Source organism: Pantoea sp. SYBGC1 (genome assembly GCF_057197005.1).
In genome coordinates, this window is the sequence record NZ_JBXUNM010000006.1 from 50,866 (window position 1) to 77,383 (window position 26,518).

The 26,518-nt window shown below is 57.8% G+C and carries 27 protein-coding genes; 14 read left to right on the forward strand and 13 right to left on the reverse strand.

The window, feature by feature from the left end; all coding sequences use genetic code 11:
• Window positions 1-68: 68 nt before the first annotated feature.
• Window positions 69-1,157 (forward strand): DNA replication/repair protein RecF, encoded by a 1,089-nt coding sequence (gene recF / locus AC2CF9_RS11930; protein ID WP_484557108.1) that lies wholly within the window; start codon window positions 69-71, stop codon window positions 1,155-1,157.
• A gap of 17 nt (window positions 1,158-1,174) precedes the next feature.
• Entirely contained in the window at window positions 1,175-3,583 is a 2,409-nt protein-coding gene (gene gyrB, locus AC2CF9_RS11935) for a DNA topoisomerase (ATP-hydrolyzing) subunit B (protein ID WP_484557109.1), read from the forward strand.
• A gap of 34 nt (window positions 3,584-3,617) precedes the next feature.
• On the opposite strand, the gene AC2CF9_RS11940 is transcribed toward gyrB, so the two are convergent.
• Window positions 3,618-3,923 carry a helix-turn-helix domain-containing protein gene (locus AC2CF9_RS11940; protein WP_150017802.1) on the reverse strand — a complete coding sequence of 102 codons (306 nt, stop codon included), beginning with the start codon at window positions 3,921-3,923 and terminating at the stop codon, window positions 3,618-3,620.
• Window positions 3,920-4,273, reverse strand: coding sequence for a type II toxin-antitoxin system RelE/ParE family toxin (locus AC2CF9_RS11945; RefSeq protein ID WP_484557110.1), 354 nt, complete (start codon window positions 4,271-4,273; stop codon window positions 3,920-3,922). Before AC2CF9_RS11945 ends, AC2CF9_RS11940 begins: the two co-directional genes overlap by 4 nt.
• A 206-nt stretch (window positions 4,274-4,479) precedes the next feature.
• On the opposite strand from AC2CF9_RS11945, the gene yidA reads away from it, so the two are divergent.
• The 7 genes from yidA to AC2CF9_RS11980 all read left to right on the forward strand — a co-directional run bounded on the left by yidA (window position 4,480) and on the right by AC2CF9_RS11980 (window position 11,906).
• Window positions 4,480-5,289 (forward strand): sugar-phosphatase, encoded by an 810-nt coding sequence (gene yidA / locus AC2CF9_RS11950; RefSeq protein ID WP_484557111.1) that lies wholly within the window; start codon window positions 4,480-4,482, stop codon window positions 5,287-5,289.
• A gap of 373 nt (window positions 5,290-5,662) precedes the next feature.
• Window positions 5,663-6,361, forward strand: coding sequence for a FadR/GntR family transcriptional regulator (locus tag AC2CF9_RS11955; RefSeq protein ID WP_094111680.1), 699 nt, complete (start codon window positions 5,663-5,665; stop codon window positions 6,359-6,361).
• On the forward strand, window positions 6,358-7,236 hold the full coding sequence (locus AC2CF9_RS11960; RefSeq protein ID WP_484557112.1) for a 2-dehydro-3-deoxygalactonokinase: 879 nt from the start codon (window positions 6,358-6,360) through the stop codon (window positions 7,234-7,236). Before AC2CF9_RS11955 ends, AC2CF9_RS11960 begins: the two co-directional genes overlap by 4 nt.
• Window positions 7,220-7,837, forward strand: coding sequence for a 2-dehydro-3-deoxy-6-phosphogalactonate aldolase (locus tag AC2CF9_RS11965; protein WP_484557113.1), 618 nt, complete (start codon window positions 7,220-7,222; stop codon window positions 7,835-7,837). Before AC2CF9_RS11960 ends, AC2CF9_RS11965 begins: the two co-directional genes overlap by 17 nt.
• Window positions 7,834-8,982, forward strand: a complete 1,149-nt coding sequence (gene dgoD, locus AC2CF9_RS11970; protein WP_283341344.1) for a galactonate dehydratase — start codon at window positions 7,834-7,836, stop codon at window positions 8,980-8,982. Before AC2CF9_RS11965 ends, dgoD begins: the two co-directional genes overlap by 4 nt.
• A 258-nt stretch (window positions 8,983-9,240) precedes the next feature.
• Entirely contained in the window at window positions 9,241-10,533 is a 1,293-nt protein-coding gene (locus AC2CF9_RS11975; protein WP_150017814.1) for an MFS transporter, read from the forward strand.
• A gap of 101 nt (window positions 10,534-10,634) precedes the next feature.
• Window positions 10,635-11,906 carry a YidR family protein gene (locus tag AC2CF9_RS11980; protein WP_484557114.1) on the forward strand — a complete coding sequence of 424 codons (1,272 nt, stop codon included), beginning with the start codon at window positions 10,635-10,637 and terminating at the stop codon, window positions 11,904-11,906.
• Here AC2CF9_RS11980 and AC2CF9_RS11985 read toward each other — a convergent pair.
• Window positions 11,875-12,231 carry a YceK/YidQ family lipoprotein gene (locus tag AC2CF9_RS11985; protein WP_223811800.1) on the reverse strand — a complete coding sequence of 119 codons (357 nt, stop codon included), beginning with the start codon at window positions 12,229-12,231 and terminating at the stop codon, window positions 11,875-11,877. The genes AC2CF9_RS11980 and AC2CF9_RS11985 overlap by 32 nt on opposite strands.
• A 286-nt stretch (window positions 12,232-12,517) precedes the next feature.
• On the opposite strand from AC2CF9_RS11985, the gene ibpA reads away from it, so the two are divergent.
• On the forward strand, window positions 12,518-12,934 hold the full coding sequence (ibpA, locus tag AC2CF9_RS11990) for a small heat shock chaperone IbpA (RefSeq protein ID WP_484557115.1): 417 nt from the start codon (window positions 12,518-12,520) through the stop codon (window positions 12,932-12,934).
• A gap of 55 nt (window positions 12,935-12,989) precedes the next feature.
• On the opposite strand, the gene AC2CF9_RS11995 is transcribed toward ibpA, so the two are convergent.
• From AC2CF9_RS11995 to AC2CF9_RS12040, 10 genes are all read right to left on the reverse strand, one after another.
• Window positions 12,990-13,895 (reverse strand): EamA family transporter, encoded by a 906-nt coding sequence (locus AC2CF9_RS11995; protein WP_150017816.1) that lies wholly within the window; start codon window positions 13,893-13,895, stop codon window positions 12,990-12,992.
• A gap of 40 nt (window positions 13,896-13,935) precedes the next feature.
• Window positions 13,936-15,222 (reverse strand): valine--pyruvate transaminase, encoded by a 1,287-nt coding sequence (locus tag AC2CF9_RS12000; RefSeq protein WP_150017817.1) that lies wholly within the window; start codon window positions 15,220-15,222, stop codon window positions 13,936-13,938.
• 84 nt (window positions 15,223-15,306) lie between these two features.
• Window positions 15,307-16,281 (reverse strand): glyoxylate/hydroxypyruvate reductase GhrB, encoded by a 975-nt coding sequence (gene ghrB, locus AC2CF9_RS12005; RefSeq protein ID WP_484557116.1) that lies wholly within the window; start codon window positions 16,279-16,281, stop codon window positions 15,307-15,309.
• Window positions 16,282-16,348: 67 nt separating this feature from the next.
• Entirely contained in the window at window positions 16,349-17,629 is a 1,281-nt protein-coding gene (locus AC2CF9_RS12010; protein WP_150017819.1) for an MFS transporter, read from the reverse strand.
• A 93-nt stretch (window positions 17,630-17,722) separates the two neighbouring features.
• Window positions 17,723-18,670, reverse strand: coding sequence for a sugar kinase (locus AC2CF9_RS12015; protein WP_484557117.1), 948 nt, complete (start codon window positions 18,668-18,670; stop codon window positions 17,723-17,725).
• Window positions 18,671-18,680: 10 nt separating this feature from the next.
• Complete coding sequence (locus AC2CF9_RS12020) at window positions 18,681-19,427, reverse strand: sugar phosphate isomerase/epimerase family protein (RefSeq protein ID WP_150017821.1); 747 nt, start codon at window positions 19,425-19,427, stop codon at window positions 18,681-18,683.
• A 127-nt stretch (window positions 19,428-19,554) separates the two neighbouring features.
• Window positions 19,555-20,580 carry a LacI family DNA-binding transcriptional regulator gene (locus tag AC2CF9_RS12025; protein WP_150017822.1) on the reverse strand — a complete coding sequence of 342 codons (1,026 nt, stop codon included), beginning with the start codon at window positions 20,578-20,580 and terminating at the stop codon, window positions 19,555-19,557.
• 61 nt (window positions 20,581-20,641) lie between these two features.
• Window positions 20,642-21,637, reverse strand: a complete 996-nt coding sequence (locus AC2CF9_RS12030; RefSeq protein ID WP_484557118.1) for a LacI family DNA-binding transcriptional regulator — start codon at window positions 21,635-21,637, stop codon at window positions 20,642-20,644.
• A 154-nt stretch (window positions 21,638-21,791) separates the two neighbouring features.
• On the reverse strand, window positions 21,792-22,454 hold the full coding sequence (locus AC2CF9_RS12035; protein WP_150017900.1) for an OmpA family lipoprotein: 663 nt from the start codon (window positions 22,452-22,454) through the stop codon (window positions 21,792-21,794).
• Window positions 22,455-22,562: 108 nt separating this feature from the next.
• Window positions 22,563-23,123 carry a DNA-3-methyladenine glycosylase I gene (locus tag AC2CF9_RS12040; RefSeq protein WP_150017824.1) on the reverse strand — a complete coding sequence of 187 codons (561 nt, stop codon included), beginning with the start codon at window positions 23,121-23,123 and terminating at the stop codon, window positions 22,563-22,565.
• Between the two features lie 128 nt (window positions 23,124-23,251).
• On the opposite strand from AC2CF9_RS12040, the gene AC2CF9_RS12045 reads away from it, so the two are divergent.
• The 4 genes from AC2CF9_RS12045 to AC2CF9_RS12060 all read left to right on the forward strand — a co-directional run bounded on the left by AC2CF9_RS12045 (window position 23,252) and on the right by AC2CF9_RS12060 (window position 26,509).
• Window positions 23,252-23,905, forward strand: a complete 654-nt coding sequence (locus tag AC2CF9_RS12045; RefSeq protein ID WP_150017825.1) for a hypothetical protein — start codon at window positions 23,252-23,254, stop codon at window positions 23,903-23,905.
• 100 nt (window positions 23,906-24,005) lie between these two features.
• The gene (dnaT, locus tag AC2CF9_RS12050) at window positions 24,006-24,542 is read left to right on the forward strand and encodes a primosomal protein DnaT (protein ID WP_150017826.1); all 537 of its coding nucleotides are present in this window, start codon (window positions 24,006-24,008) and stop codon (window positions 24,540-24,542) included.
• Entirely contained in the window at window positions 24,542-25,282 is a 741-nt protein-coding gene (gene dnaC / locus AC2CF9_RS12055; protein ID WP_150017827.1) for a replicative helicase loader DnaC, read from the forward strand. Before dnaT ends, dnaC begins: the two co-directional genes overlap by 1 nt.
• A 93-nt stretch (window positions 25,283-25,375) precedes the next feature.
• On the forward strand, window positions 25,376-26,509 hold the full coding sequence (locus AC2CF9_RS12060; protein ID WP_484557119.1) for an ROK family transcriptional regulator: 1,134 nt from the start codon (window positions 25,376-25,378) through the stop codon (window positions 26,507-26,509).
• Window positions 26,510-26,518: the final 9 nt, after the last annotated feature.

The following is a 26,518-nucleotide window of genomic DNA, read 5'->3' on the forward strand; positions in this document are numbered from 1 at the left end:
CCTGACGGATTTTTGCACCACTTCGGGAGCCATTAATGGCTCCCCTACGTTGATCCCCGGAACACGTCATGGCTTTAACCCGCCTTCTGATTAAAGATTTTCGTAATATTGAGCAGGCTGACCTGGACCTCGCACCCGGCTTTAACTTTCTTGTCGGCGCCAACGGCAGCGGTAAAACCAGCGTGCTGGAGGCGATTTATACGCTGGGTCACGGACGGGCGTTTCGCAGCCTGCAGGCGGGGCGGGTGATCCGTCACGAGCAGGAGGCGTTTGTCCTGCACGGGCGTATTGATGGCGGCAGTGAACGCGCGCTGGCGGTGGGGCTGACCAAAAACCGTGCCGGCGACAGCAAGGTGCGGATTGACGGCAGCGACGGGCATAAAGTGGCCGAGCTGGCGCAGCTGCTGCCGATGCAGCTGATTACGCCTGAGGGGTTTACATTGCTCAACGGCGGCCCCAAATACCGCAGAGCCTATATCGACTGGGGCTGTTTTCATGCTTATCCCGGTTTTTTTATCGCCTGGAGCAATCTGCGTCGCCTGCTGAAGCAGCGTAACGCGGCGCTGCGTCAGGCCTCACGCTACAGCCAGATTCGTCCGTGGGATCAGGAGCTGGTGCCGCTGGCCGCGCAGATCAGCGCCTGGCGCGCGGAGTACAGCGCGGCCATCGCCAGTGAGATTACCGCGACCTGCAGCCAGTTTTTGCCTGAGTTTGTCCTGTCGTTCTCTTTCCAGCGCGGCTGGGATAAAGAGAGCGACTATGGCGATCTGCTGGAGCGCAATTTTGAGCGCGATCGCGCGCTTACCTACACCGCCAGCGGCCCGCACAAAGCGGATTTCCGCATTCGTGCTGAAGGGACGCCGGTAGAAGATTTACTCTCACGCGGACAGCTGAAGCTGCTGATGTGCGCCCTGCGTTTAGCGCAGGGTGAGTACCTGACGCGCAGCAGCGGACGTCGCTGTTTATACCTGATTGATGACTTCGCCTCCGAGCTGGATGACACGCGCCGGCGACTGCTGGCTGAGCGGCTGAAAGCCACGCAGGCTCAGGTGTTTGTCAGTGCTATTGGCACAGAGCATGTAATCGATATGAGCGACGAAAAGGGCAAGATGTTCCGCGTGGAACAGGGTAAAATAGCGGTTCAACCTGAAGATTAAATGAGCGAGAAACGTTGATGTCGAATTCTTATGACTCCTCAAGTATCAAAGTCCTGAAAGGGCTTGATGCGGTACGCAAACGCCCGGGTATGTATATCGGCGATACGGATGACGGCACCGGTCTGCATCACATGGTATTCGAGGTCGTGGATAACGCCATCGACGAAGCGCTCGCCGGACACTGCAGTGACATTGTGGTCACTATCCACGCGGATAACTCCGTGTCGGTGCAGGATGACGGGCGCGGTATTCCGACCGGTATTCACCCGGAAGAGGGTGTCTCAGCGGCGGAAGTGATAATGACCGTGCTGCACGCCGGCGGTAAGTTTGATGACAACTCTTACAAAGTGTCGGGCGGCCTGCACGGCGTTGGCGTTTCCGTGGTCAATGCCCTGTCGCAGAAGCTGGAGCTGACCATTCGTCGCGACGGCAAAGTGCATCAGCAGACCTACGTGCACGGCGTGCCGCAGGCGCCGCTGGCGGTTACCGGCGACACAGAGACAACCGGTACGCGCGTGCGCTTCTGGCCAAGCCACGAGACCTTTACCAACGTCACCGATTTTGAGTATGACATTCTTGCCAAGCGCCTGCGTGAGCTGTCGTTCCTGAACTCCGGCGTCTCTATTCGCCTGCAGGATAAGCGTGATGACAAGAGCGATCACTACCACTATGAAGGCGGCATCCGGGCGTTTGTGGAATATCTGAACCGCAACAAAAATCCGATTCACCCTAACGTGTTCTATTTCTCTACTGAGAAAGATGGCATCGGTGTGGAAGTGGCGCTGCAGTGGAATGATGGTTTCCAGGAAAACATCTACTGCTTTACCAATAACATTCCGCAGCGCGACGGCGGGACGCATCTCGCCGGTTTCCGTGCGGCGATGACGCGTACGCTCAATGCCTATATGGATAAAGAGGGCTACAGCAAAAAAGCCAAAGTCAGCGCCACCGGTGACGATGCGCGTGAAGGCCTGATTGCCGTGGTTTCCGTGAAAGTGCCGGATCCGAAGTTCTCCTCGCAGACCAAAGATAAGCTGGTCTCCTCCGAGGTGAAATCAGCGGTAGAGCAGCAGATGAACGAACTGCTGAGCGAATATCTGCTGGAAAACCCGGCGGATGCAAAAATTGTGGTAGGCAAAATCATCGATGCGGCGCGCGCGCGCGAAGCAGCACGCCGTGCGCGTGAGATGACCCGCCGTAAAGGCGCGCTGGATCTGGCCGGCCTGCCGGGCAAGCTGGCAGACTGTCAGGAGCGCGATCCGGCGCTCTCTGAAATCTACCTGGTGGAGGGTGACTCTGCAGGCGGATCGGCGAAGCAGGGACGTAACCGTAAAAACCAGGCGATTCTGCCGCTGAAGGGTAAAATCCTCAACGTAGAGAAAGCGCGTTTCGATAAAATGCTCTCTTCGCAGGAGGTCGCCACGCTGATCACCGCGCTGGGCTGCGGCATCGGTCGCGATGAGTACAATCCGGACAAACTGCGCTATCACAGCATCATTATCATGACCGATGCGGACGTTGATGGTTCACACATCCGCACGCTGCTGCTGACTTTCTTCTACCGTCAGATGCCGGAAATCATTGAGCGCGGCCACGTCTATATTGCGCAGCCTCCGCTGTTCAAAGTGAAAAAAGGCAAGCAGGAGCAGTACATTAAAGACACCGACGCGATGGATCAGTACCAGATTGCCATCGCGCTGGATGGCGCTACGCTGCATACCAACGCCAGCGCACCTGCCCTGGGCGGCGAGCCGCTGGAGAGCCTGGTGGCGGAGTACAACAGTACGCAGAAGATGATCAAACGCATGGAGCGTCGCTTCCCGGCGGCATTGCTGAACGCGCTGGTTTACCATCCCACGCTGGCGGGGCTGGAAGATACCGCTGTCGTCAGCAGCTGGCTGGAGACGCTGGTGGCGTATCTCAATGAGCGTGAAGCGCACGGCAGCACCTATGTGGCACAGGTGCGCGAAAACCGTGAGCTGCAGCTGGCTGAGCCGGTGCTGCGTGTGCGCACCCACGGCGTGGACACCGACTATCCGCTGGATAGCGAATTTATTGGTGGTCCGGAGTATCGCAAAATCTGTGCACTGGGCGAGCAGCTGCGCGGCCTGATTGAAGAAGACGCCTACATTGAGCGCGGCGAACGTCGTCAGCCGGTTGCCAGCTTCGAGCAGGCGATTGAGTGGCTGGTGAAAGAGTCGCGTCGTGGTCTCTCTATTCAGCGCTATAAAGGGCTGGGCGAGATGAACCCGGAGCAGCTGTGGGAAACCACGATGGATCCGGATAGCCGCCGTATGCTGCGCGTTACCATCAAGGATGCGATTGCCGCCGATCAGCTCTTTACCACGCTGATGGGCGATGCGGTGGAGCCGCGTCGCGCCTTTATCGAAGAGAACGCGCTGAAAGCCGCGAATATCGATATCTGATACGCTCTGACCCCTCCCGCCCGGGAGGGGTTTTTTATATCCGCAGCGTCCTTTCTCCTGAACCATCCGGCATCTCAATCACCAGACTCAGCCTGCCGCCCATCGCTTCGATATAACGTTTAATCGTGATTAACCGCTGATCGGCTCCGCCCTGCTCAATCTGTGCGATCCGCGGCTGCTTCACACCCATGGCTTCAGCCACTTTCCGTTGCGACAACTGCAATTCTTCTCTTAATAGCTGCAGGCCGGTTTCCAGTATTAATTCATCAGCTTGCTGCTGAATTTCCACTCTCTCAGCGGCAGAAAATGTCGTATCGAGAAATTTCTTCAGGTCGCTCATGTGTTCCGGTCCTCAGTGTGTTCGAGGTGGTTGGTGAAAATCTGGTCTGCAAGGGCAATCATGCGCTGATAAAACTGCTTATCTCCACGCTTATTGCCAGCACAGAGTACAATCGCTTTTCTCTCAGGATCAAAAGCATAGAAAACTCTTATTGACCGGCCTGCATACTGAATTCTGAGTTCCTTCATATTGTGATAACTGGAACCGTTAACGGTATCGGCATAAGGCCTGGGCAGCAGGGGCCCGTAGTGCTCAAGGTTCAGAAGCGCTGCGGCAAGACGCTTTTTCAGGTTTATTTCCTGTGATAGCAACCAGTCTTTAAAGTGACTGGAAAATATAATTTCCCACATACTGCAATCGTCCTATAAGTGATTGCTTATATAAATTTATAAGCAATCACTTATATGGTCAACTATTCAGCCCCCTGCATATAGTCAGCATAGCGATCCGGAATCTGCCGCCCACCGCATCTGCGATCCGCTGCATCGATAAACTGGTCAATGCGAGCTGAATCGCGCTAGCATGAAAGTCAGACCCTGAATTAACCGAGGACGTTATGGCGATAAAACTGATTGCGATCGATATGGACGGCACGCTGCTCAATCCGCAGCACGAAATCACTCCGGCGGTAAAAACAGCGATTGGGCGCGCGCGCGACAAGGGCGTGTCGATTGTGCTGGCGACCGGCCGCCCGTTTGTCGGCGTTGAGCGCTATCTGATGGAGCTGGATCTGCGCCAGCCGGGTCAGTACTGCATCAGCAATAACGGCGCGCTGGCGCACAAGGCCGACAGCGGTGACGTGGTGGCTGAGAAAACGCTGAGCTTTGATGATTACCTCTATCTTGAGCAGCTGGCGCGCGAACTCGGCGTGCATTTTCAGGCGTTCGACAAATCGTCCCTCTATACCCCCAATAAAGACATCAGCGAATACACCATCCATGAAGCCAGCCTGACCGGTATTCCGGTGCGCTATCGTGCGGTTGAAGAGATGGATCCGGCGACGCGCTTCCCGAAAATTATGATGATCGATAAGCCGGCGCTACTGGATAAAGCGATCGCCGGGCTGCCAGCACGCATGCAGGAGAGCTACACCGTCCTGAAAAGCGCGCCTTATTTTCTGGAGATCCTCAACCCGCTGGTGAACAAAGGCTATGGCGTGAAGATGCTGGCGGAAAAACTCGGCCTGCAGCAGTCAGAAGTGATGGCGATTGGCGATCAGGAGAACGATCTGGCGATGATTGAGTATGCCGGCACCGGCGTGGCGATGGGCAACGCCATTGACTCAGTGAAAAAGATCGCTCAGTTCGTGACTAAAACCAATATGGAAGATGGCGTAGCGCACGCTATAGAAGAGCTGGTGCTGTAACCTCAGCCCGTTTATATGATTCCCGGCATGCTACGGGATCCCCGCAGATAATCCCCCTCACCGCGATATCTCTGTGCCGGTTGTGGAAGGTCGTATGGCCTGCCGCACCGGCACAACCTCCTTCTTAGAACCGCCGCGCTTTTCAGGCTTCCTCATTGCCGTGGTTAAAAGCTAACGCTGTGCGCGTCATAACGAGCCGGCAGAGCCTGCTAATCGGTAAAATCCGCATTGATTGTCTGTTTTGTGATCTGAATTGTAGTACGAGATGCACATGTAGTACTACAATCGTCCGCAATGGATCAGGCAGCCGTTAGGTTTCAAGCCAGGAACACAGTAATCTGACGGGCTGATGCCCTTCATATACCGGACTCCCATGACACAACAACAGCTGAGCAAAACAGAGCGCATTATCCATACGCTGGGTGAAGAGATTGTCGCCGGTAAATATGTGCCGGGTGCGGCGCTGCCCGCAGAAGCAGAGCTGTGCGAACAGTTCGGGACCTCCCGCAACATCATCCGCGAGGTTTATCGTGCGCTGATCGCAAAGCGCCTGATGGAGATGAAGCGTTACCGCGGTGCGTTCGTGACCCCGCGCAATCAGTGGAATTATCTCGATAGCGATGTACTGCAGTGGGCGCTGGCGCACGATCAGGATCCGCGCCTGATTGCCGCCATGAACGAAGTACGCGTGCTGGTTGAGCCGCAGATTGCGCGCTGGTCAGCCGAGCGGGCGACCTCAACCGATCTGGCCGCTATCGAACAGGCCTATAACGATATGGTGGCAAACCATCTCGATCGCGAAGCGTTTAACGACGCGGATATTCGCTATCACGAAGCGGTGATGGGCTCAGTACATAATCCGGTGCTGCAGCAGCTTAACGTGGCGATAAGCCAGCTCCAGAAAGCGGTATTTGCGCAGACGTACATGGCGGACGCCGGCAATATGCCGCGCACATTAGCTGAACATAAAGCGCTGTACGACGCTATTCGTCATCAGGATGGTGACGCTGCGGAACGTGCAGCAAAAGCGATGATTGCCAGCTCCACGGCCCGACTGAGAGAGATTTTGTGACCAGCTATATCGCTATTGACTGGGGCTCAACGAATTTACGCGCCTGGCATTATCAGCAGGGCGTCTGCGTTGATCAACGCCGTTCCCCCGCCGGCATTACGCGCCTCGGCGGACAGACACCAGCGCAGGTCTTTGCCAGCATCACCGCTGGCTGGCCCGTGGATGAGGTACCGGTGATCATGGCCGGCATGGTCGGCAGCAATGCCGGCTGGCTGTCGGTTCCCTATCTGCCCTGTCCGGCCAGCCTGAATGCGCTGCACGCTCACCTGACGCATGTGGAGCAAAAAGCGTGGATTGTGCCGGGACTGAGCGTTGAACGTGATGATAACTACAACGTGATGCGCGGTGAAGAGACGCAGCTGCTGGGTGCGCTAACGCTGCAGTCGGTAGCGCTGTGTGTGATGCCCGGCACGCATGCCAAATGGGTTCAGCTGGAACAGGAGCGGGTGCTGGACTTCCGTACGGTTATGACCGGTGAGCTGCATCATTTATTGCTGCAGCAGTCGCTGATTGGTGCCGGTCTGCCCGAACAGGAAACCTCTCAGGCGGCATTTATGCAGGGGGTGGAAAGAGGGTGTCAGGATGCGTCCGTTATTACCCGCCTGTTTGAAGTGCGCGCGGCGCATGTGCTGGGTGCCCGCGATCGCCGTCATGTCAGTGAGTTTCTTTCCGGTCTGTTAATTGGTCATGAAGTGGCGCTGATGACGCAGCGCATGGCTGCGGCACCACAGCCGATCGCCATTATTGGCGGCCACACGCTGGCGCAGCGTTATCAGCAGGCGCTGTCTTTTATTAACCGGGATTCAGTTACGCTGGAAGGCGATGTTGCATTCCAGCATGGAATGAGGAGTATTGCGAATGTCCTGGCCCACTAAACTGCCGCTGATTGCTATTCTGCGCGGCATTACACCGGATGAAGCTGAAGCGCACATCGGTGCGCTCATTGAGGCTGGCTTTGATGCCATCGAAATTCCGCTGAACTCGCCTGACTGGGCGCAAAGCATCGGTGCGATGGTGACAACGTTTGGCGATAGCGCGCTGATTGGCGCAGGAACGGTGCTGGAAACGGCACAGGTCGACAGGCTGGCCACGCTGAACAGTCGGCTGGTGGTTACGCCCAATACGGATGCGGACGTGATTCGCCAGGCGGTCGCGCAGGGCATGATTGTGGCAGCCGGCTGTGCTACCGCTTCAGAAGCCTTTACCGCGTTAAAGGCGGGGGCACAGGCGCTGAAAATTTTCCCCTCTTCAGCCTTTGGCCCCGGCTATATCAAAGCGCTGAAAGCGGTCCTGCCGCCGGAAGTACCGGTGTTTGCCGTTGGCGGCGTTACACCCGAAAATCTGCATGAATTTATGGCTGCAGGCTGCATCGGCGCCGGTCTGGGCAGCGATCTCTATCGCGCCGGCCAGCCGCTGTCACGCACGGCAGAGAAGGCCCGCGCATTTATTGCTGCTTACAAGGACGCTGTACAATGAAAATTACCCGACTCACGACCTATCGCCTGCCGCCGCGCTGGATGTTCCTGAAAATCGAAACCGATGAGGGCATCACCGGCTGGGGTGAACCGGTGATTGAAGGACGTGCCCGCAGCGTCGAAGCAGCGGTGCATGAGCTGTCAGACTATCTGGTCGGGCAGGATCCGGCGCGCATCAACGACTTATGGCAGGTGATGTACCGCGGCGGCTTTTACCGCGGTGGTCCGATTCTGATGAGCGCCATTGCCGGCATCGATCAGGCGCTGTGGGATATCAAAGGCAAAGCGCTTGGCGTACCGGTATATCAGCTGCTGGGCGGTCTGGTACGCGACAGTATCAAAGCGTATAGCTGGGTAGGCGGCGACCGTCCGGCGGAGGTCATCGACGGCATTCAGAAACTGCGCGCCATCGGGTTTGATACCTTCAAGCTCAACGGCTGCGAAGAGATGGGCATTATCGATAACTCGCGCAAAGTCGACGCGGCGGTCAATACCGTGGCGCAAATCCGCGAAGCATTCGGCAGCGAGATTGAGTTTGGCCTCGATTTCCACGGCCGCGTCAGCGCGCCGATGGCAAAAGTGCTGATCAAAGAGCTGGAGCCCTATCGTCCGCTGTTCATTGAAGAGCCGGTGCTGGCCGAGCAGGCGGAATATTATCCGCGCCTGGCTGCGCAGACTCACCTGCCGATCGCTGCCGGTGAGCGGATGTTCTCGCGGTTTGAGTTCAAACGCGTGCTGGAAGCGGGCGGGCTGGCCATTCTGCAGCCCGATCTGTCGCATGCTGGCGGCATCACCGAATGCTACAAAATTGCCGCCATGGCCGAGTCGTATGATGTTGCGCTGGCGCCGCACTGTCCGCTGGGCCCGATTGCGCTCGCGGCCTGTCTGCATGTCGACTTCGTATCGCGTAATGCGGTATTCCAGGAGCAGAGCATGGGTATTCACTACAATCAGGGCGCCGAACTGCTCGATTACGTTATTAATAAAGACGATTTTAAAATGGATGATGGCCACTTTTATCCGTCGAATAAACCAGGTCTTGGCGTGGAAATTAATGAAGAGCTGGTGATTGAGCGCAGTAAAAATGCGCCGGACTGGCGTAATCCGCTATGGCGCTTCCCGGACGGTTCTGTGGCTGAATGGTAATCGCTGCTCTGCTGCGCGCCTTTGCGCGGGTGACTGATTAAAATAATCACCCTGCGTCAGGCCGGATTTTTCAGGCTGTTAAAAATTTATAAATATTTTAAAAAAGTGCCAGATAAATAAGGCTCAGGCTACCCCTCAGCCTTACTGACGGCACGGCATATTTACCGCTACGGCGGATTACATCTGACTATCTTACCCTGCATTGTTTGCGGTGCGCCTTGCTGCGCCCTGTGAACAACATCATGACGGAGAAACACCATGGATCTCTCTGCTGTTCAGGCCAGACCAACGCGGCGGCGTTATATTACGCTGTTAATGATCTTTATTACCGTGGTTATTTGTTATGTGGACCGCGCTAATTTAGCGGTAGCCTCAGCCCATATTCAGGAGGAGTTTGGTATTACCAAAGCGGAAATGGGCTATGTTTTTTCCGCCTTTGCCTGGCTATATACGCTCTGCCAGATTCCTGGAGGCTGGTTTCTCGATCGCGTGGGTTCGCGGCTGACCTATTTTATTGCCATCCTCGGCTGGTCGGTGGCGACATTATTTCAGGGATTTGCCACGGGCTTATTATCGCTGATTAGCTTACGTGCGATTACCGGTGTATTTGAAGCGCCGGCATTCCCGACAAATAATCGCCTGGTAACCAGCTGGTTTCCGGAGCAGGAGCGTGCGTCTGCCGTTGGCTTCTACACCTCCGGACAGTTTGTCGGACTGGCATTCCTGACGCCGCTGCTGATTTGGATCCAGGAGCTGCTCAGCTGGCACTGGGTGTTTATCATTACCGGCGGAATCGGCATCGTCTGGTCGCTGGTGTGGATCAAAGTGTACCGGGCACCCAGACACAGCAAAGGGATCAATCAGGCCGAGCTGGACTATATTCGCGAAGGTGGCGCAATGGTTGACGGTGATGCGCCGTCAGAGAAAAAAGCGCGCCCCCGGCTTACTGCCGCCGACTGGAAACTGGTGTTTCACCGTAAACTGTGCGGCGTGTACCTTGGTCAGTTTGCGGTGACCTCAACGCTGTGGTTCTTCCTGACGTGGTTCCCTAACTACCTGACCCAGGAGAAGCATATTGCCGCATTAACCGCCGGTTTCATGACAACCGTACCGTTTCTGGCCGCCTTTTTCGGCGTGATCCTGTCTGGTATCGTGGCTGACAGGCTGGTGCGCAGCGGACGCTCAATCGGCTTCGCACGCAAAATGCCAATCATCTGCGGCCTGCTGATCTCAACCTGCATCATGGGTGCTAACTACACCAATGACCCCGTGTGGATTATGGTGCTGATGGCGCTGGCGTTCTTCGGCAACGGTTTCGCCTCAATCACCTGGTCACTGGTATCTTCGCTGGCACCGGTTCGCCTGATTGGTCTGACCGGCGGCATGTTCAACTTTATCGGCGGACTTGGCGGTATCACAGTTCCGCTGGTGGTCGGTTATCTGGCGCAGGATTATGGCTTTGCCCCGGCTCTGGTGTATATCTCCGCCGTGGCGCTGGTGGGCGCACTCTCCTATATTCTGCTGGTCGGCGACGTGAAACGCGTTGGCTGATCCGGCGAGGCGCGCATGGAAGCGCACATCCCCGCAAAACTGCTGCGCCACGGCAGGGAATCGCGTACCGTATCAGCATCGGTTATCTGTAAGAGCATCCCATGTCAGAAAAACAGCTTACCTTTGCGCAGCGGCATCACCAGCTGACCAATATCAACGTCTGGACCGCCGACAGCCAGTGGCTGGCGTTTGATGTGCGCCCCTCCGGCGCCTCTTTTACCGGCCTGACCATTGAGCGGGTTAACGTCTTTACGGGCGCCGTTGAGCTTCTTTATCAGGCGCGCGACGGGGCTCACGTTGGGGTGGTGACCGTAAGTCCCGATCTGCCGCCGCGCTACGTCTTTATTCATGGCCCGGAACATCCCGATGCGCACTGGCATTACGATTTTCACCATCGCCGTGGCGTGATCGTGCAGGATGGCCATGCGGAGACGCTGGACGCCTGCGATATCACCGCGCCTTATACGCCGGGCGCGCTGCGCGGCGGATCGCATGTGCATGTCTTTAGCCCGGACGGCACCCGCCTCAGCTTTACTTACAACGATCATGTGATGCATGAGCGCGACAGCCGCGAGGATCTGCGCAACGTCGGCGTGGCCGTGCCGCTGCATCCGGTCTGCCCGGCTGAAAAACATCCGCGTGAGTATGATGGCAGCCACTACTGCGTGCTGATCAGCCAGACGCAGCGCGACCCGCAGCCCGGCAGCGATGCGATCGATCGCGCTTATGAAGAGTGCTGGATAGGCGATCGCGGCTATCAGAAAGCTGACGGCAGCTGGCAGCGCTGGGCTATCGCCTTTATCGGCGACACGCGCGACGCTCGCGGGCAAAAAGTGCCGGAGGTATTTATCGTGGATTTACCGGACGTGCTGGCTGATTACGCCCGTCCCGGCAGCTCGCCGCTGGAGGGCAGCGATACCCGGCTGCCGGCACCGCCGGCAGGGGTGCAGCAGCGGCGGCTGACGCATACCGGGGGTCTGGCGCTACAGCCGCGCCACTGGCTGCGCGCGGCGCCAGACGGCAGCGCGATCGCCTTTCTGCTGGCCGATGAGCAGGGCATTATTCAGCTCTGGAGCGTGTCGCCCAACGGCGGTGAGCCGCGGCAGATCACCCGGCTCAGCAGCAGTATCCAGTCTGCGTTCAGCTGGCACCCGCAGGGTAATGCCATCGCCTTTATCTGTGCCAACCGCGTAATGCGCTGCGAAATGGCAGACGGTCGCTGTACGCCACTGACACCTGCCTCTGCTGCCGCGCTGAGCGGCGACGCGGTGGTCTGGTCGCCGGATGGCAAACAGATCGCCTATATGCGTGAAGTGGAAGGCTGGCGCCAGCTGTTCTGCGTCAGTGCGATGCCGGCATCGCAGCAGCCGTAGCGAGGCTCGCCTGGGTATTGGCCTCTCTTTCACTTTGCAGCACGCGTTCGCGCGGTGAGGAGCTGCGTTTGTCCTCACCGGCGTGGAAGTAGTCCCACGGCAGCAAGAGCGTATCCAGTACGGCAGAGAAGGGCAGATCGATCAGCGCCAGCGGCTTCAGCACCCAGCCCGTGTCGTCATCAGTCAGCATTTTGGCACTGGCGCGCGTGCCAGGATAGTAACCCTGGCTACCGCCGGAGTGCGACATCATGCTGGAGCAGCCGGAGGTGGTTATCACACAGCACACCAGCAGTCCGGTCAGCGGAAAACGTTTTATCATCTTCATTGTCATCATCCCTTCAGTCATGGCTGCATCCCTGGCAGCAATATGTCACCTGTCGTTATCAGCGCTCTCTGGCCCTGTTTTCAGTGCAGGTGCAGGGTTTCCTGAGTGTATGTCATCTCACCGGTTTTGCTGCAAAAAATCACGCCGGTGGCCCTTGAAAAGATCGCTACCATACCCATTTTCACATTACGGCCGTATGACTGTTGCCGCATGGGACAGTGCCAGGCCGGACAACCTGTCCATAGTGGAAGGTTGCCAAAACTTGCTGATTATCAGGAGTCTTATTATGCGTAACTTTGATCTCTCTCCACTTTATCGTTCTTTCATAGGGTTCGATCATCTGATTAAACTGCTGGAAACTAATCAGAACCACCCGAACGGAAACTATCCTCCTTACAACGTTGAACTGGTGGATGAAAACCAATACCGCATCACGATTGCGGTAGCAGGCTTTGCCCAGAGTGAGCTGGATATTACCGCCCATAACAATATATTGGTGGTACGCGGCGCGCATCCTGAAGAGCAGCCGGAGCGCAAATATCTTTATCAGGGCATCGCCGAGCGCAATTTTGAGCGTAAATTCCAGCTGGCCGAGCACATCGTGGTGCGCGATGCGCGTCTCGAACTCGGTCTGCTGAGCATCGATCTGGAGCGCATCGTTCCTGAAGAGGCGAAACCGCGCCGGATTGAAATTCTGAAATAAGGCCAGCACAAAAGCCTTAAGCGCCGCAGCAATGCGGCGTTTTTTTTGGTCAGAGTCAGGCGCGGGAGAGCAGCCGCTGGCTCAGCAGGCCGCCAAAAACATTGATCAGCAGACCGGCAACGATTACCGCTGCGCCCAGCAGCTCCTGCGCGGTCAGCGCCTCATCCAGCACAACGGCCGCGCTGATAATACCCACCACCGGCACCAGCAGCGTCAGTGGCGCAACGCGCCAGGTTTCATAGCGGCTCAGCAGCCGGCCCCAGATGCCATAACCGATGATAGTGGCGATGAAAGCCAGATAGATTAGCGCCAGGATAGTCTGCAGTGAGATCCCCTGCAGGCTGTGCACGATGAGCGCGCTGCCTTCAAACCACCAGGAGCAGACGAAAAAGGGAATAACCGGCACCAGCGCGCTCCACACCACCAGCGACATCACCGGCACGCGGTGATTGCGCAGAATGATTTTATTGGTGATATTGCCCAGCCCCCAGGAGGCCGCCGCCGCCAGCGTCAGCAGCATGGTTGTCAGGGTAATGCCACCTGCCGTCTGGCCCGCCATACCGGCGCTGGCGAGCAGATACATCCCCAGGGTCGCAATCACGATGCCGGTAATATGATTCCAGCGCAGCTTCTCAGCCAGCAGCAGCGCGCCGAGCAGCAGTGTGAAGAACGCCTGCGCCTGCAACACCAGGGAGGCTACTCCGGCAGGCATGCCAAGCTTGATGGCTAAAAACAGGAAAGCAAACTGCCCGAAGCTGATCGTCATGCCATAGATCACCAGCCAGCGCAGCGGAATAGCCGGACGCTTTACAAACAGCAGGGCCGGAAACGCCACCAGGGCAAAGCGCAGTCCCGCCAGCAGAAAAGGCGGCATGCCCTGCAGCCCGAGTTTGATCACCACAAAATTGACGCCCCACGCCACAACGACGCACAGCGCTAACAGCATATCTTTCACGGACATAAGGGCTTCCTGTTCTCAGGCTGTAGCCGGTTTCGGGCGGTTAAATCTGGTTTCCGTCTGCGGGGCAGGTGACGCTTTCGGCCTCGCGGACCGCGCGCTCCAGCTCCTCCGCCAGGATCCGGACTGCTTGCTCAATTTTCGCTGCTTCCGGTACATAGTTCATGCGCATGCACTGATGCGTATGCGGCCACGCCTGCTCCAGCCCCGGGAAGAAGAAGTGGCCCGGCACCATCAGCACACCGCGCGCCTTGAGACGCTGATAGAGCACTTCGGTGGTGATGGGCAGATCGCGAAACCAGAGCCAGAGGAAAATCGCCCCCTCCGGTTTATGAATCAGACAGCGATCTTCCGGCAGGTAGCGACGCAGGATCGCCAGCGTCTCTGCCACCTTAGCCTGATAAAACGGCCGGATAACCTCATCAGAGAGGCGCAGCAGATCGCCGCGTACAATCATTTCATTTGCCAGCGCCGGACCAATGCTGCCGGGCGCCAGGCTGATAATACCGTTCATATTGCCCAGTGCGCCGATGGTGCTCTCATCGGCAATAATGATGCCGCAGCGTGCGCCAGGCAGGCCGAGCTTGGAGAGGCTCATGCAGAGAATGGTGTTGGGATTCCACAGCGGGCGCGCTTCGCTGAAAATAATACCGGGGAAGGGTACGCCGTAGGCGTTATCGATCAACAGCGGCACGCCGTGCTGCTGTGCCAGCGCATCCAGCTGCAATAGCTCATCGTCAGTAACCACATTGCCGGTCGGATTGGTCGGGCGCGAAACGCAGATCAGCCCGATATCCTCATGCAGCGGCAGATGGTCGAAATCGACATGATATTTAAACTGCCCCTCTGGCAGCAGCTCGATGGTGGGCTTCGCTGAAACAAACAGCCCCTCTTCGAGGCCGGCGTCAGCGTAACCGAGATATTCCGGCGCCAGCGGAAACAGCACGCGCTTTTTACTGCCGTCGGCGCGGTGTCCGGCAAACAGATTAAACAGGTAGAAAAACGCGCTCTGGCTGCCGTTGGTCAGCGCAATATTTTGCGCCGTAACAGGCCAGCCAAACTGCTCGCGCAGCAGGGTGGCAAGCGATGCCAGCAGCTGCGCTTTGCCGCGCGGCCCGTCATAGTTGCACAGCGCCTCACTCAGCGTGCCATCTTTATGCATCTGCAGCAGCAGCTGGTCAAAATAGTCGTTCATTGCCGGGATCTGTGCCGGGTTACCGCCGCCCAGCATGATGGTGCCGGGTGTGCGCAGTCCCTCTCCCATATCTTCCATCAGACGGGAGATACCGGTGGGTTGCGTAAATTTGTCGCCGAACTGAGAAAAGGACATAGGAAGTAAAAATTTTGTGAAAGCGAATGGAGAAAACCACCATAACGCCCGCCGCTGGCGGGCGCAATGGCTAAAGCGGTCGCATCAGCGCAGAACCTGCGGGTTAACGCAGTTTTTATCCGGTGTACCGGTCAGCGCAGCAATCAGGTTTTCAACCGCATCACGCGCCATGCCATAGCGCGTCTCATGCGTGGCTGAACCAATATGCGGCAGCGTTACCACGTTTGGCAGGGTAAGGATCTCTGCCTCAGCGGGAACGGGTTCCACCTCAAAAACGTCCAGTCCGGCCGCCAGCAGGGTACTCGCTTTCAGCGCTGCCGTCAGCGCCTGCTCATCCACGACCGGGCCGCGACCCGCGTTGATCAGAATTGCGCCGGGCTTCATCAGCTGCAGCTGCGCGGCACCAATCATATGGTGCGTCTGTTCGGTGAGCGGCAGACTGATGCAGACAAAATCACTCTCTTTCAGCAGCGTCTCCAGATCGCAGGCGCGGGCCTGAAAGCGGCTCTCCGCTTCTTCATGCTGACGACGGGCGTTATAGAGAATATTCATACCAAAACCGAAGTGGGCGCGCTGCGCCAGCGCCAGGCCAATACGGCCCATGCCTAAAATCCCCATGGTTTTGTGGTGAACGTCGGTGCCAAACAGATCCGGACCGATGCTCTTTTTCCAGTTGCCTTCTTTAACCCATTTATCCAGCTCGGCCACGCGGCGAGCGGTGCTCAGTACCAGCGCCATCATGGTATCCGCGACGGTCTCGGTCAGGACCGTCGGAGTGTGCATCAGCAGCACCTTGCGCTGATTCAGCGCGTCAACGTTAAAGTTGTCATAGCCGACGGAGACGGTGGAGCAGGCGCGCAGCGCCGGCATCTGCGACAGCAGTGCGTCATCGACTTTGCCGCCGGAACCGATGATACCTTCTGCCTGCGCAAACGCGTCCGCATGCTGGTGTACCGTTTCCGGTGAAACATCTTTAACTTCGGTAACGCGAAAATGCGTATCGAGCTGGCGGCGCAGATCGTCAGGCAGGCTTTTGTAGAGGATCACAGCAGGTTTCATGAATCGCTTCCTGTAGAAATAGGTGACGGGCGACAGGGGCCGCCCGGAGAAGTCATCTCTTACGCTTTCAGGCGTGCTTCGCCCCATGAATCGGCGGCGTTTTATTTGCGGCGGGCTTGACGATCAGCGTCAGCCAGACCGAAACCAGCAGGGCTGAACCCATGAAGATATAAGATGCGGCCGGGCTGCCGGTTGCTCCATTAAGATAGCCGACAATCCATGAACCGATAAAGGAACCCAGCGCCCCCATGCTGTTAATCAGCGCCATGGCACCCCCCGAAACGTTGCGCGGCAGCATTTCCGGAATGATGGCAAAGAACGGACCGTAAGGGGCATACATCGCTCCGCCGGCAATCACCAGCAGCGCATAGGAGAGCCAGAAATTGCCCGGACCTACCAGATAAGAGCCAAGGAACGCCAGTGCGCCAATCAGCAGCAGCGGCCAGACAAACAGTTTACGGTTTTGCGTTTTATCGGACGCCCACGACACCACCACCATGGCGATAGTGGCGACCAGGTAAGGCACCGCTGAGAGCCAGCCCGCTTCCACCATACCCATCTGCGTGCCGTTACGCAGAATGGAAGGCAGCCACAGCACAAAGCCGTATACGCCAATACTCCAGGCAAAATACTGCATGCAAAGGATGATAACGTTGCGATTGCGAAACGCTTCGCTGTAGTTCCGCACCGCTTTGATATTTTCCTGCTCTTTCTGCAGCTGCGCCTGCAGCGCGGCTTTTTCCTCATCGCTCATCCATTTGGCCTGCGCTGGTTTATCCTGTACCAGGAACCACCAGGCGATAGCCCAGATCACCGCCGGAAAACCTTCGATGATGAACATCTCACGCCAGCCAAAGGCGTTAATCAGATAGCCGGACACCACCGACATCCACAGTACGGTAACCGGGTTGCCGAGGATCAGAAAGGTATTGGCACGCGAGCGCTCCGATTTGGTAAACCAGTTACTGATGTAGATCAGCATTGCGGGCATCACGGCCGCTTCCACCACGCCGAGGATAAAGCGGATCGCTGCCAGCATCGGAATATTGCTGACGACCCCGGTCAGCGAAGCGCAGCCGCCCCACAGGATCAGGCACCAGAAAATCAGTTTTTTTACGCTGCGGCGCTCGGCATAGATAGCACCGGGGATTTGAAAGAAGAAGTAGCCGAGAAAAAACAGCGCGCCCAGCAGCGATGACATGCCTTTGGTAATGCCGAGGTCGTCATTAATGCCTGCGGCAGAGGCGAAGCTGAAGTTCGCCCGGTCCAGATACGCCAGACTGTAGGTGATAAACACGATGGGCATGATATACCACCAGCGTTTTGGCGCGATTGTCTGCGATTTCATGCGTGACTCCTCTGGTTGAGGCGGGCACATTCCGTGGATGCGCCTCAGAATAATAGTGTTGTAGGGTAAGTAGTATCGTGCCGGCGCAGTAACTCAGTAATCACCCAGCGCCGCGCGGGTGGGTAAACCTTCGCTGTCTCCCGCTACCTGAATAGCGAGCGATCCGATCTTATTGCCGCGCAGAATCGCCTGCGGCAGCGTTTTACCTTCCAGCAGGGCGCTAATCAGGCCTACGGCAAAGCCATCGCCTGCGCCTACGGTATCCACCACGTTGTCGACCAGCACCGGGGCGACAACGCCTTTTTCGCCCTGTGCCGTTTTATACCAGGCGCCGTCGCAGCCGGTTTTAATCACCACCGCTTTTACGCCCTTATCGAGGTAGAAATCAGCAATCGCCTCCGGCTGGCGATAGCCGGTCAGGATATAGCCCTCTTTTTCACCCGGCAGCACCCAGTCGGCATACTCTGCCAGCGCATTAAGCTGCTGGCGCATCTCTATTTCGCTGCGCCACAGCACCGGACGCAGATTGGGATCGAAAGAGATCGTTTTGCCCTGTGCCCGCATTGTCTGCGCTGCATACTGCAGCAGCGCCAGCGATGAATCAGAGAGCGCAGCGGCCACGCCGCTCAGATGAAGATGGCGCGCGCTGCCAAAATAGTCCGGATTAAAATCGTCCGGCGAGAGGTGGCTTGCCGCCGATCCTTTGCGGAAATATTCCACTTCCGGATCGGAGCCGTCGTCGACGCGCGCTTTCAGCTGAAAACCGGTACGGTAGCGGGCATCCGTGGTCACACAGCGGTGATCAACGTTCTCTTTTGCCAGCTGCTGCAGCGTGAAACGTCCGAAGCTGTCATCTCCCACGCGGCTGACCCAGCCAACCTGCAGGCCAAGACGCGCCAGACCGATGGCAACGTTCAGTTCGGCGCCAGCAATACGCTTGATAAAGCGCTCTGCCGCCGCGAGATCGCCGGTTTGCTGCGCGATAAACATCGCCATCGCTTCGCCAATGGTGACGACATCAAGTTGAGAAGGTTGTGTCATGGCAGGCTCCTTACGCGGCACGCAGCAGGTCAACATAGTGGCGGGTTACCGCCAGCAGATCGCCGCCTTCCAGCGGAAACTCAATACCGCGCGGTGCGTCTGCGGGCAGGGCGTGCAGCAGCGTGCGCCAGCTCTCATCCGCATCATCAAGGGCGATCGCCCGGAATGTGTCGCGATGCGCAATGGCCGCTTTAACGTGCACATAGCTGACGTAGCGGCTGAGCTGATGAGCAGCCTGCAGCGCATCCTCGCCGGTCCAGAGCCAGTTCCCCATGTCAAACGTCATATCCAGCGGCAGGGCGGCGTCGCAGGCGTGGTGAAAAAAGCGCAGCATGGGCGCCAGCGTACTGTCAGCGGTCTGATCGTTCTCAATCACCAGCGTCACGGACGTTGACGCCAGAATTTCTACCAGCTGGCGGTCAGCCAGCTGAACAAAGTGGCCAATAGCGAGTTTCAGTCGCTGCGCGCCGAGCTGCTCCGCTTCGTGGAAAAACTGTGCCAGTCGCGGGTTGAGTGCGCCATCTGCCAGCCACAGCGATTCCGGGACGGAGTAGCTGACCCGCAGCGACTGTTCACGCGCCGTCTGGCCCAGCTCCGGCAGCTGCTGCAGCTCAGTGTCGCTGAACAGCTCGCGGCGAATCTCAACGCCATCAGCGCCGGCCGCTTTGATCAGCGGCAGCAGGCGGCTCTGCCCGCCAAGCTCGGCAATTTTATGCGCGCCGTAGGCGGCGGTCACTACAATAATTTCTGGTCTCATCACGTCTCTCCGGGCACCAAACTGCCTCCCAATCGTTGAGAAAACGTTAGATGGAACCGGTTCCAAAGGAAAGACGCAGACTGCGGATTTATGATCCTGCTCACGAAGTCAGCATTCGCTTCTGCGATCAGCGTAGCGGCTGGCTCGATCCGCGCACGATCAGCTCGCCGGAAAAAACCTGATCCCGTATCGGTGCATCGCTGCCGTCAATGCGGGTGATCACCTGCTCCAGCGCCGCATAGCCAATCTGCCAGGTGGGCTGACGCAGCGTGGTAATGCCAACGCCGGCCAGCGCCGCCCACTCCAGTTCATCAAACCCCAGCAGGCCGATATCTTTACCCCAGACCAGCTCCAGGCGCTGGAGCGCCCGGGCTACCTGCAGCGTCAGGGCACCGTTGGCGGCTACCACGGCAACGCGTCTGCCGGCATGCCGCTGGTAAAAGTCCAGCAGCGCCCGATCCAGAGGTTCTGGCTGGTGCAGCGGCACTTCCGCATTCTCCGCGATGGCGTCCGGCGCGGCGCCTGCGGTGGCAAAAAAGGCGCGCAGGCGTTCGCGGCGGGTATTGACGCTGCCCAGCGGCTCGCTGAGAAACAGCAGGGCGTTATAGCCGTTATCCAGCAGATGACGCGTGGCGTTGCAGGCTGCCTCCTGGTTATTCAGCCCGACAACATCGCAGGCGAAATCAGGAATTTTGCGGTCGATCAGCACCATTGGCAGCATCGACTGCTGCAGCCGGTTGAGCACCACTTCATGCATGCCGACCGCATTAACCACAATGCCCTCAACCTGATAGCTGCTCAGCAGCTGCAGATAGTGCTGCTCCAGATCGACCTCATTATTGGTGTTGCACATCAGCAGCGTAAACCCGCGGGCGCGGCAGGCCGCTTCAATGCCGCTCAGCACATCCACGGAATAGGGATTAGTGATATCTGCAATGATCAGGCCAATTAATCGCGTACGGCCGCGCTTCAGGCCGCGCGCCATCTGGCTGGGACGATAATTCAGCGCGTCAATCGCCTGCTCAATACGGGTTTTCAGATCGGGCGAAAGGAGATGTTCTTCCCCGTTCAGATAGCGGGAAACACTGGTTTTACCGGTATTTGCCGTGCGGGCAACATCGCTGATTGTGGCGCGTGGTGGCCTGGTTTTCATTACATATTCCTGAAAAGTTAAATCAGGCGAAGACTATCACAGCACGCGCGGCGCGCCATCATCAGGCGTCAGCAGCCAGGCGCAAAACCGGCTGCCAGAGTCTCTGCAGTTCGGTGACCGGCCTGTCTGCCAGCAGCTGCAGCACCATCTCCGCCACACATTCGCCGATGCGCTGCTGAGAGATCTGCAGGATCACATTAACCGGATGGTCGATAATCGAGTCATGAGGCAGACCGTCATAGACGTAGAGTGCGATCGCATGCGCACCGGAGAGCCGCTGCTGCTGCTGAAGCGCAATGGCTGCACCCTCGCCGAGCGTGCTGCAGTCGGTGATAATGGCCTGCGGAGGTGCAGGGTGACGCAGCCAGGCGAGCGTCTGCTGCAGGCCGGCACGGCGGGTGGGCGGCAGTGCCGCAACAAATTCTGCAGGCTGTGCGGCATCCCGCAGCGTATCGAGAAAGCCGCGGCGGCGATCGAGGATATAGGTGCCCGGCTCATCGGTACCGAGCCAGGCAAGACGCGTCAGCCCCTGCTGCAGAGCATGCCGCGCCGCCAGCTGCGCCCCCGCGTAGTTATCGTAGTCAAACCAGGCGTAGGGCTGCGGCAGCTCGCTGCGGCCGAGGGTAAGGAAGCGAAACCCTTTCTGCTGCAGGCGTTGCAGGCGAGCGTCGTGCGGGGTGGTATGGGTAACGATCAGCGCATCGAGTGCGCCGCTGCGCAGCATGCGCAGTAAATTGCGCTGCTGATCGCGCGGTTTATCCGGCAGCAGCAGCAGGTCGATATCCTGACGCGCCAGGCACCGATCCAGCGTCAGCAGCATTTCACTGTAGTAGCTGTCGTTAAGCGAGGCGGTACTGACGGGTAATACCAGCCCGACGGCGTTTGCCCGACCGGTTTTCAGGCGGCGTGCCGCAATGTTTGGACGATAACCGCGACGGCGTGCTTCATCCTGAATGCGTTGCCGGGTTGCTTCCGCCACGTCGTCGTAGCCGTTCAGCGCGCGACTGACGGTGGTAACAGAGAGGCCAAGGGCGGCAGCGATCGCTTTGAGTGACATGGGCGTATCCGACCGGTTGAGTTTTTGTCACGCTGGTATAAGCCAGTGTAGTCTTCAGAAAGCGGAGGCAGTATATACTGTTTTCTGGAAGGGTTTCCAGTTATTTCCGGAAGGGGTCAGAAAAGCGGCCTGCGGGTGCAGGCCGGCAGGCTGTTTAGTTCAGCGGACTGAGGGTGATCTCAACGCGACGGTTCTGCGCTTTACCCTCTTCAGTGTTGTTGCTGGCAACCGGGTTATCCGGTCCCATGCCCTGCGTGCGCAGGCGATTCTGCGCGACGCCCTGCAGCACCAGTGCGCTGGCCACACTTTCGGCACGCTGCTGCGACAGACGCATATTCAGCGCGCGTGAACCGGTGCTGTCGGTATAGCCGACAACGTTAACGGCGGTTTTCGGATACTCTTTCAGCACCATCGCCACGCCGCTCAGGGTGTTGGCACCGGCCGTTTTCAGCGTTGCGCTGCTGGAGTCAAAGGTGACATTGTTTGGCATATTCAGAACAATATTGTCGCCCTGACGGGTTACGCTAACGCCCGTACCGCGCATTTTGTCGCGCAGTTTCGCTTCCTGAACATCCATGTAATACCCCACGCCGCCGCCCAGCGCCGCACCGGATGCCGCGCCAATCAGCGCGCCCTTTTTACGATCTTTTTTCGAGGAGGAGAGCACGCCTACTCCCGCACCGACCACGGCACCCAGACCCGCACCAATTCCGGACTTACCCGCCTGCGATTCGCCGGTATAAGGATTGGTAGTACAACCCGACAGCGCAAGGCTGCCGCTTACAAATAAGGCCAGCGTCAGAGCACGCTTTTTCATCATCAGTCCCTCAATATACTTATGGGTAACAGTCCCGGAAAGCCACTATTATGCCGTTCAAAGATGGGGAAATTCGTGAGGCCGAATCTGAAAATGTAAGTTTTTGCGTTAAAGATTATCGGGATGGCGAAAACAGGTAGTTTGATGATCGTTAATCAGCCCGCAGGCCTGCATAAATGCGTGGCATATTGTCGGGCCGATAAATTTGAAGCCGCGCTGCTTCAGGGCCTTAGAGAGTGCCAGAGCGGGTTCGGAAGTGACCGGTGCCTGCCGGTAATCGGCATAATGGTGCAAAATGGGGCGATCGTTCACGAATGACCAGATAAAGCGGGAAAAATCTTCGCCTGCTGCTTCCAGCGCCAGCAGGGCGCGTGCGTTCTGCACAATCGCTTCCAGCTTGCCGCGATGGCGGATCACTCCGCTCTCCTGCATCAGACGGTCTATATCCGCTTCGTCCATTCGCGCGACGGTGGCCGGATCGAAATCATGAAACGCCCGGCGGTAATTTTCGCGCTTTTTCAGCACGGTGATCCAGGAGAGACCCGCCTGCTGCCCTTCAAGGCAGAGCATCTCAAACAGGGCGCGTCTCTCTCGCTGCGCAACCCCCCATTCACGGTCGTGATAACTCACGTAAAGCGGATCTGCGGTTACCCAGCCACATCGCTGCATGCTCTGCTCCCTGTTTCTGCTACGAACGTTCAGCGGCAAGGCTGAAAACCGGCACCAAATGAGAAGCGCGATCAGTCGGGTGAAATATACTAAGCACGCTAATTATTTTATCATTTGGTTACATTATAATGCGTGAACATATTACTCTTATTAGCCGCGAGATGGCGGCCTTTCTCATCAGTGGATCGCTTCTGGTTTTCTGTATGGCGATGGTATATATCGACGTCGCCTGGATGCACAACGCATTACACGAAACGTCGTTTACTGAAATTACGCAGGCCGTGATGCTGACTCTGCTGGCTGCGCTGTTCTTTCGCGCCGCGTCGCAGCGACCGGAGCAGCGCAGCGCGCTGATTCTGGTGGGTGGATTCTACAGTTGCATGCTGATACGCGAACTCGATTATCTGTTTGATCTTATCCGGCACGGTGCCTGGCTCTGGTTTGCGCTGGCGACCACCGCCGCGTCACTGGCGCTGGCGCTGCGTACCCCGGCGCAGATCCTGCCTGGCCTCGCTGCGCTGCTGCAGCACCGCAGCTGGCAGATGATGGCCGCAGGCTTACTGGCCATACTGGTCTTTTCCCGGCTGTTCGGTATGCATCAGCTCTGGCAGCAGCTGATGCTGGAGGGGTATAACCGGGTCGTGAAAAATATGGCCGAAGAGGGCTGCGAACTTTTTGGTTACTCTCTCTGCCTTATCGCATCGCTGCGCTATCTGTGGCAGCCGCAGGCGTCTCTGTCCCGCGATGGCGTCTCGCCTGTGCTAAGTCGCGCTGCACGCTAATTCCTGCCTTTTATGACGATCCCCGGTGCTAAAACAGGTACACTGTCTCTCTGGCGCCGGGTTATCTGGCGCCCCGAAATGCTCAACGTCAGGTCTCTTCATGTCCGTAAAAATCTTATCTTCAACGCTGGCCGGGCTGGACAGCTTCTGCCGCGATCCGCTTGCCGCTCTGCATCAGGCCGATAACGGTACGCTGGCCGTGCTGCAGGATAACGCACCCGCTTTTTATGCGCTGACGCCGCAGCGGCTGGCAGCGCTGCTGGCGTTGGAAGCGGCAGCCCGGCAGCCCAGCGATGTCGCGCTGGATGACACTCTGTTTCAGCCGGATAGCGCCGCGCTGGCTATCCCGGCGGGTAAGTTTGCCATGTATCAGGGCTGGCAGCCCGACAGCGACTTTCAGCGTCAGGCCGCCATATGGGGCGTGGCGCTCAGCGAGCCGGTGACGCCCGCCGAGCTGGCCACCTTTGTGGCTTACTGGCAGGCAGAAGGGCGGCCGTTTCATCATGTGCAGTGGCAGCAGAAGCTGGCGCGCAGCGTGCAGATGCATCGTGCCGGCAATGGGGGCCAGCCAAAGCGCGATATTACGCGTATCGACAATACTGATTACGATATTCCCGATGGTTTCCGAGGTGAGTAATGAAAACGCCGACCGATCTTTTCAATCGCCTGAAAAAAATCATGCCGAAAGAGGTGCAGCCGAAATTCAAAAATGGCGCTGAGCTGCTGGCGTGGAATCAGGAGCAGGGCCGTCTGCGCTCAGAAGCGATAGTGCGTGAGAACCGCGCCATGAAGATGCAGCGCATCATGGGCCGCTCCGGTATTCGCGAACTGCATATGAACTGCTCTTTTGACAACTATCGCGTAGAGAATGACGGGCAGCGCAAAGCGCTGACGCTGGCGCGCGAGTACGCGGCCGGATTTGAAAACAGTATTGCCAGCTTTGTGTTTACCGGCCGGCCCGGCACCGGAAAGAACCATCTGGCGGCGGCGATCGGAAATGATCTGATCATTCGCGGCAGGAGCGTCCTGATTGTGACAGTGGCCGATTTGATGTCCAGCATGAAGGGTACATTCAGCGGCGGCAGCGATATCACGGAGGAGCGGCTGCTGCAGGATCTTACTCAGGTTGATCTGCTGGTGATCGATGAAATCGGCATGCAGAGCGAATCGCGCTATGAAAAAGTGATTATTAATCAGATTGTCGATCGGCGCTCCTCTTCAAAGCGCCCTACCGGCATGCTCTCTAACCTTGACCCGGCGGGAATGAACAGCCTGCTGGGCGAGCGCGTAATGGACCGGATGCGGCTGGGAAACAGCCTCTGGGTCCGCTTCGACTGGGAGAGCTACCGCAGCCGCGTGCGCGGTGATGAATATTGATAGCTGAAACGGGTAAACTGCGCGGCGGCCTGTGCGCTCGGGTGATGCCGGGCTGCTAAACTGAACCGTATCTCATCCTCAGGTGAAGACGCCATGAAAGCAGCCGGTAAAGGACCAGCGGTACTTCGACTGAATAATCTGAAGCGGGTCATGACGCAGCTGCGCTCCGCCCGCATCACCTCCCGTCAGGACATCGCCCGGGCGCTGGATCTGAGCAAAAATACGGTTTCACTGATCATTGACGACCTGCTGGCGCAGGGGCTGGTGCGCGAGCTGGGCCCGGTCAGCGTGGCGGCAGCAGGACGCCCCAAAATTGAGATCGCCCTGCGGCCGGAAAAACTGAAAAGCGCTGGCATCATGGTCGCGCGACAGATGATCCACTGGCAGGTACGCGACTACTTCTCACAGGTTATTGCGGAACAGACGTGGCGCACCGAAACGGCCGCACCGGAGCGGCTGCTGCAGGAACTGGCTGAAGTGTGTCAGACATTATGCGCCGCGCATCCGGAGCTGACAGGAATTGCGATTGGTCTGCCGGGCATTATCGATTCACAGCGCGGCTTTGTGCACTTCTCTGCACCGCTTGGCTGGGAGAACGTGGCGGTGCTGGCACCGCTGCAACGCTGCGTCAGCCTGCCGCTGCTGGTGCTCAATAACGTCAAGGCCGCCGCGCTGCTCTCTGTACAGCAGCTGCAGCTCAGTAAGGCGCAGAGCCATTTTTATCTGCGTATTGCGGAGGGCGTGGGCGGCGCGCTGATCGATCGCGGCGCGCTGTTTACCGGCAGCAGCTGGACCGCCGGTGAAATCGGTCATCTGCGGATGCAGCGCGAAGGTCCGCTCTGCAGCTGTGGCCGCCGGGGATGCCTTGAGACGCTGATCGGTCAGCCCGCCATTCAGCAGCAGCTGAGTAAACGTAAGCCGGGCCTGCGCTGGCAGCAGGGTGAGAGTGAACCTTCACTGTTTAATCCGCTGATGAGCGAAGCGGGCGAGCATCTTGGTTTTGCGCTGAGTCAGGTCATGCAGCTGGTTAACCCGGCCTGTATCATTATTGACGCACCGTGGAACAGCTCAGCTGTTTTCAGGGAGGCCGTAAAGCAGACGATGCAGGCCGGTACGCTGGCGTTCACCCACGCGCATACGACGCTCCATTTTCTGACGCAGCGCCTTGAGCCGGCCCAGGGGCTGGCACTGGCGGTTATTACGCAGTATGAGCAGGCAGATTATTAACGCCGTGCA

What these genes read in the sequence shown, in the direction of transcription:
- AC2CF9_RS12025 (WP_150017822.1), bottom strand. Translation starts at nt 20,580, where the DNA reads ATGAAAACCAGGCCACCACGCGCCACAATCAGCGATGTTGCCCGCACG.
- AC2CF9_RS11985 (WP_223811800.1), bottom strand. Translation starts at nt 12,231, where the DNA reads ATGAAGATGATAAAACGTTTTCCGCTGACCGGACTGCTGGTGTGCTGT.
- gyrB (WP_484557109.1), top strand. Translation starts at nt 1,175, where the DNA reads ATGTCGAATTCTTATGACTCCTCAAGTATCAAAGTCCTGAAAGGGCTT.
- AC2CF9_RS11945 (WP_484557110.1), bottom strand. Translation starts at nt 4,273, where the DNA reads ATGTGGGAAATTATATTTTCCAGTCACTTTAAAGACTGGTTGCTATCA.
- dnaC (WP_150017827.1), top strand. Translation starts at nt 24,542, where the DNA reads ATGAAAACGCCGACCGATCTTTTCAATCGCCTGAAAAAAATCATGCCG.
- AC2CF9_RS12045 (WP_150017825.1), top strand. Translation starts at nt 23,252, where the DNA reads ATGCGTGAACATATTACTCTTATTAGCCGCGAGATGGCGGCCTTTCTC.
- AC2CF9_RS11980 (WP_484557114.1), top strand. Translation starts at nt 10,635, where the DNA reads ATGTCAGAAAAACAGCTTACCTTTGCGCAGCGGCATCACCAGCTGACC.
- AC2CF9_RS12020 (WP_150017821.1), bottom strand. Translation starts at nt 19,427, where the DNA reads ATGAGACCAGAAATTATTGTAGTGACCGCCGCCTACGGCGCGCATAAA.
- AC2CF9_RS12015 (WP_484557117.1), bottom strand. Translation starts at nt 18,670, where the DNA reads ATGACACAACCTTCTCAACTTGATGTCGTCACCATTGGCGAAGCGATG.
- recF (WP_484557108.1), top strand. Translation starts at nt 69, where the DNA reads ATGGCTTTAACCCGCCTTCTGATTAAAGATTTTCGTAATATTGAGCAG.
- AC2CF9_RS11995 (WP_150017816.1), bottom strand. Translation starts at nt 13,895, where the DNA reads ATGTCCGTGAAAGATATGCTGTTAGCGCTGTGCGTCGTTGTGGCGTGG.
- AC2CF9_RS12040 (WP_150017824.1), bottom strand. Translation starts at nt 23,123, where the DNA reads ATGCAGCGATGTGGCTGGGTAACCGCAGATCCGCTTTACGTGAGTTAT.
- AC2CF9_RS12060 (WP_484557119.1), top strand. Translation starts at nt 25,376, where the DNA reads ATGAAAGCAGCCGGTAAAGGACCAGCGGTACTTCGACTGAATAATCTG.
- AC2CF9_RS12010 (WP_150017819.1), bottom strand. Translation starts at nt 17,629, where the DNA reads ATGAAATCGCAGACAATCGCGCCAAAACGCTGGTGGTATATCATGCCC.
- dgoD (WP_283341344.1), top strand. Translation starts at nt 7,834, where the DNA reads ATGAAAATTACCCGACTCACGACCTATCGCCTGCCGCCGCGCTGGATG.
- AC2CF9_RS11940 (WP_150017802.1), bottom strand. Translation starts at nt 3,923, where the DNA reads ATGAGCGACCTGAAGAAATTTCTCGATACGACATTTTCTGCCGCTGAG.
- yidA (WP_484557111.1), top strand. Translation starts at nt 4,480, where the DNA reads ATGGCGATAAAACTGATTGCGATCGATATGGACGGCACGCTGCTCAAT.
- AC2CF9_RS12035 (WP_150017900.1), bottom strand. Translation starts at nt 22,454, where the DNA reads ATGAAAAAGCGTGCTCTGACGCTGGCCTTATTTGTAAGCGGCAGCCTT.
- AC2CF9_RS11965 (WP_484557113.1), top strand. Translation starts at nt 7,220, where the DNA reads ATGTCCTGGCCCACTAAACTGCCGCTGATTGCTATTCTGCGCGGCATT.
- dnaT (WP_150017826.1), top strand. Translation starts at nt 24,006, where the DNA reads ATGTCCGTAAAAATCTTATCTTCAACGCTGGCCGGGCTGGACAGCTTC.
- AC2CF9_RS11975 (WP_150017814.1), top strand. Translation starts at nt 9,241, where the DNA reads ATGGATCTCTCTGCTGTTCAGGCCAGACCAACGCGGCGGCGTTATATT.
- ibpA (WP_484557115.1), top strand. Translation starts at nt 12,518, where the DNA reads ATGCGTAACTTTGATCTCTCTCCACTTTATCGTTCTTTCATAGGGTTC.
- AC2CF9_RS11955 (WP_094111680.1), top strand. Translation starts at nt 5,663, where the DNA reads ATGACACAACAACAGCTGAGCAAAACAGAGCGCATTATCCATACGCTG.
- AC2CF9_RS12000 (WP_150017817.1), bottom strand. Translation starts at nt 15,222, where the DNA reads ATGTCCTTTTCTCAGTTCGGCGACAAATTTACGCAACCCACCGGTATC.
- ghrB (WP_484557116.1), bottom strand. Translation starts at nt 16,281, where the DNA reads ATGAAACCTGCTGTGATCCTCTACAAAAGCCTGCCTGACGATCTGCGC.
- AC2CF9_RS12030 (WP_484557118.1), bottom strand. Translation starts at nt 21,637, where the DNA reads ATGTCACTCAAAGCGATCGCTGCCGCCCTTGGCCTCTCTGTTACCACC.